Raw genomic sequence first — 514 nt, forward strand, 5'->3', positions numbered from 1 at the left:
CCAGCGGCGCCACCAGCCGGCCCTGGTTCTGCTCGGACTGCGCGCCTGTCACGACGAAGCCGCCGCGATCGAGCGTGACGCCGCAGCCGTCGAGCCAGGAGGTGGCGGGATCCGCGCCGACGAACAAAAACAGGTTGCGGATGTTGGCTTCATCCTCATCGCTCGACAACCGGCTCTTCCAGCGAATGCGCCGCAGCAGCGAGGCCTCGTCGCCCTCGAGCGCCGTGATCTCGGTGTTGAACATCAATTCGATGTTCGGCGTCGCTTCGATGCGCTCGATGAGATAGCGCGACATGCTGGCGCCCAGACCGCCGCCGCGGATGATCATCAGCACCTTCTTGGCGTGACCCGACAGGAACACGGCGGCCTGGCCTGCGGAATTGCCGGCACCGACGAGGGCCACCTCCTCGCCGGCGCAGAGCCGCGCCTCGACCGGCGAGGCCCAATACCAGACGCCGCGTCCCTCGAACTTGTCGAGGTTTGCGATCTCCGGCCGGCGATAGCGCGCACCGCT

1 protein-coding gene is annotated in these 514 nt (G+C 67.5%); it reads right to left on the minus strand.

Translation table 11 applies throughout. The annotated features are described in order from the left end of the window. A partial coding sequence (locus MOV75_RS41510; RefSeq protein WP_247008679.1) for an NAD(P)/FAD-dependent oxidoreductase occupies nucleotides 1-514 on the minus strand: 514 nt, incomplete at both ends.

The sequence above is a fragment of the Bradyrhizobium sp. PRIMUS42 genome, assembly GCF_023006515.1.
Classification (GTDB): domain Bacteria; phylum Pseudomonadota; class Alphaproteobacteria; order Rhizobiales; family Xanthobacteraceae; genus Bradyrhizobium.